This is a genomic window from Limnobacter sp. CACIAM 66H1 (assembly GCF_001601825.1).
Classification (GTDB): Bacteria; Pseudomonadota; Gammaproteobacteria; order Burkholderiales; family Burkholderiaceae_B; genus Limnobacter.
Genome location: NZ_LUJK01000093.1, coordinates 1 through 4,049, shown reverse-complemented (window position 1 = coordinate 4,049; position 4,049 = coordinate 1). Strand labels below are relative to the sequence as shown.

The 4,049-nt window shown below is 49.6% G+C and carries 2 tRNA genes and 2 rRNA genes; all 4 read left to right on the top strand.

The features are described from left to right. Positions 1-159 precede the first annotated feature (159 nt). A tRNA-Ile gene (locus tag A0129_RS15505) sits at positions 160-236 on the top strand. A gap of 27 nt (positions 237-263) precedes the next feature. Next, positions 264-339, top strand: a tRNA-Ala gene (locus A0129_RS15500). Between the two features lie 408 nt (positions 340-747). Continuing rightward, positions 748-3,630: ribosomal RNA gene (locus A0129_RS15495) — 23S ribosomal RNA — on the top strand. A gap of 235 nt (positions 3,631-3,865) precedes the next feature. After that, positions 3,866-3,978, top strand: a 5S ribosomal RNA gene (gene rrf, locus A0129_RS15490). Positions 3,979-4,049 lie beyond the last annotated feature (71 nt).

Sequence of the window (4,049 nt, the reverse complement as noted above, 5' to 3'; positions counted from 1 at the left end):
GAAAGAGAAATTGATCAGGTCTTGAATTTGTTTGGTTGTAGTGCTCACACTTATCGGTTTGTTTAGACGCAAAGATACAAGCAGCAAAAAGAGAGGGCCTTTAAGTGCGGAACGAGAGAACCGTCTAGAGGTCAGGGCCCTGGGGCTGAAAAGTTTACGGGGTCTGTAGCTCAGTTGGTTAGAGCACCGTCTTGATAAGGCGGGGGTCGATGGTTCGAGCCCATCCAGACCCACCATTGGTTTGAAGTTGTTGTAAAACACCTGGGGGTGTAGCTCAGCTGGGAGAGCACCTGCTTTGCAAGCAGGGGGTCATCGGTTCGATCCCGTTCACCTCCACCAATTTTTACTGCTGTATTGAGTGTTTAAGCGATTGGTCTTTGTTGATATAGATTGGCTGTTAGTGGTTAGGCAGGTGATGTGATGTTTCGCATCGGTTTGCGGTCAAATGAATAGGCGCTGGTTGGTGTTTATTCATTTGGCTGTAAGAGTCGCCAGAACACAGATTCTGGGCTTGTTCTTTAACAATTTGGAAATGATGAGATATCGAGATAGATACTCCTTATGAATTTAAGGTGTAGATATTTTGATTGATGCGATTGCATCATCGTTCTTCTCAAGAAGTTGGTGTGTATTTCCTTATACACATTGGCGCTTGAAATTTAGAATACGGCACACAAACTACTTTGCTTTTTATGGTGATTACAGTGTTGTTCTTGTGAATAACTTGAGCAGGGCTTAACGCTATAGAGTCAAGCGAATAAGTGCACATGGTGGATGCCTTGGCAGTCATAGGCGATGAAGGACGTGGTAGCCTGCGAAAAGCTACGGGGAGCTGGCAAACAAGCTTTGATCCGTAGATGTCCGAATGGGGAAACCCACCCTTTTAGGGGTATCGCACAGTGAATACATAGCTGTGCGAGGCGAACCTGGAGAACTGAAACATCTAAGTACCCAGAGGAAAAGAAATCAACCGAGATTCCGAGAGTAGTGGCGAGCGAAATTGGATCAGCCTGTACGATTTAGCATTTGAGTTAACAAAACGGTCTTGAAAGTCCGGCCATAGAAGGTGATAGCCCTGTATGTGAAAACTCGATTGTGGAACTAGGCGTACGACAAGTAGGGCGGGGCACGAGAAACCCTGTCTGAACATGGGGGGACCATCCTCCAAGGCTAAATACTCATGACTGACCGATAGTGAACTAGTACCGTGAGGGAAAGGCGAAAAGAACCCCGGGAGGGGAGTGAAATAGATCCTGAAACCGTGTGCATACAAACAGTCGGAGCCTCTTTATGGGGTGACGGCGTACCTTTTGTATAATGGGTCAGCGACTTACATTCAGTGGCAAGCTTAACCGAGTAGGGAAGGCGTAGCGAAAGCGAGTCCGAATAGGGCGTCTAGTCGCTGGGTGTAGACCCGAAACCAGATGATCTATCCATGGCCAGGTTGAAGGTTGGGTAACACCAACTGGAGGACCGAACCCACTAACGTTGAAAAGTTAGGGGATGAGCTGTGGATAGGGGTGAAAGGCTAAACAAATCTGGAAATAGCTGGTTCTCCCCGAAAACTATTTAGGTAGTGCCTCGAGTCTCACTACAGGGGGTAGAGCACTGTTATGGCTAGGGGGTCATCGCGACTTACCAAACCATGGCAAACTCCGAATACCTGTAAGTGCAATCTCGGGAGACAGACATCGGGTGCTAACGTCCGGTGTCAAGAGGGAAACAACCCAGACCGCCAGCTAAGGTCCCTAATATCTGCTAAGTGGAAAACGAAGTGGGAAGGCTAAAACAGTCAGGAGGTTGGCTTAGAAGCAGCCACCCTTTAAAGAAAGCGTAATAGCTCACTGATCGAGTCGTCCTGCGCGGAAGATGTAACGGGGCTAAGCAGATAACCGAAGCTGCGGATGTACACGCAAGTGTATGTGGTAGGGGAGCGTTCTGTAAGCCTGCGAAGGTGTGTTGTAAAGCATGCTGGAGGTATCAGAAGTGCGAATGCTGACATGAGTAGCGATAAACAGAGTGAAAGGCTCTGTCGCCGTAAGCCCAAGGTTTCCTACGCAACGTTCATCGGCGTAGGGTTAGTCGGCCCCTAAGGCGAGGCAGAAATGCGTAGTCGATGGGAAGCAGGTTAATATTCCTGCACCGACGTGTAATGCGATGGGGGGACGGATCGTGGAAAGTGGTCCAGGTGTTGGATATCCTGGTCCCTGCATCATAGAGGACAGTTAGGCAAATCCGGCTGTCATATACTCAAGGGTGTGGGGCGAAGTAGCTACGGCTACGAAGCCATTGGAAGTGGTCCCAAGAAAAGCCTCTAAGCTTCAGTTACACGTTGACCGTACCGCAAACCGACACAGGTGGGCGGGATGAGTATTCTAAGGCGCTTGAGAGAACTCAGGAGAAGGAACTCGGCAAATTGGTACCGTAACTTCGGGAGAAGGTACGCCCTTGTAGTTTGACCATGAACAGTGGAAGGACGAAGGGGTTGCAATAAAATGGTGGCTGCGACTGTTTAATAAAAACACAGCTCTCTGCAAACACGAAAGTGGACGTATAGGGAGTGACGCCTGCCCGGTGCTGGAAGATTAAATGATGGGGTGCAAGCTCTTGACTGAAGTCCCAGTAAACGGCGGCCGTAACTATAACGGTCCTAAGGTAGCGAAATTCCTTGTCGGGTAAGTTCCGACCTGCACGAATGGCGTAACGATGGCCACACTGTCTCCTCCTGAGACTCAGCGAAGTTGAAGTGTTTGTGATGATGCAATCTCCCCGCGGCTAGACGGAAAGACCCCATGAACCTTTACTGTAGCTTTGCATTGGACTTTGAACCGGTTTGTGTAGGATAGGTGGGAGGCTTTGAAGTGGGAACGCCAGTTCTCATGGAGCCATCCTTGAAATACCACCCTGATCTGTTTGAGGTTCTAACCTTGACCCATTATCTGGGCCGGGGACCGTGCATGGTGGGCAGTTTGACTGGGGCGGTCTCCTCCTAAAGAGTAACGGAGGAGCTCGAAGGTACGCTAAGTACGGTCGGACATCGTACTGATAGTGCAATGGCATAAGCGTGCTTGACTGCGAGACTGACAAGTCGAGCAGGTGCGAAAGCAGGACATAGTGATCCGGTGGTTCTGTATGGAAGGGCCATCGCTCAACGGATAAAAGGTACTCTGGGGATAACAGGCTGATACCGCCCAAGAGTTCACATCGACGGCGGTGTTTGGCACCTCGATGTCGGCTCATCTCATCCTGGGGCTGTAGCCGGTCCCAAGGGTATGGCTGTTCGCCATTTAAAGAGGTACGTGAGCTGGGTTTAAAACGTCGTGAGACAGTTTGGTCCCTATCTGCCGTGGGCGTTGGAAATTTGAAGGGGGCTGTTCCTAGTACGAGAGGACCGGAATGGACGTATCTCTGGTGTACCGGTTGTCACGCCAGTGGCATTGCCGGGTAGCTAAATACGGAAGAGATAAACGCTGAAAGCATCTAAGCGTGAAACTTGCCTTAAGATAAGATTTCCCTGAGGACTTGATCCTCCTGAAGGGCCGTTGAAGACCACGACGTTGATAGGCTGGGTGTGGAAGTGCAGTAATGCATTAAGCTAACCAGTACTAATTGCCCGTGCGGCTTGGCTCTATAGCATTGAGCCTTGCTTAAAAGATACGCACATGAAACAACACAGTAAATCTACCTCGGGCTAACACCCGAATGAAAATCAAGGTAGTTTGTAGATATAAACCGCAACACGCATCAGCAATCTAGTTGCTATCGAAGATACTCATCAGTTCCAAATCGAGCCAATCAGCCGCAACGCTGGTTAGCTAACAAGTAAGTGCAATCAAGGCACCGCACTTACAGCCAACCCTCTTTGCCTGACGACCATAGCAAGGTGGTACCACCCCTTCCCATCCCGAACAGGACCGTGAAACGCCTTAGCGCCGATGATAGTGTGCATTCGCATGTGAAAGTAGGACATCGTCAGGCTCTCCAATACCAAAAAACCCCGCTCTCAGACTTGAGGCGGGGTTTTTTTATTCCAACACAACTCTCAACAA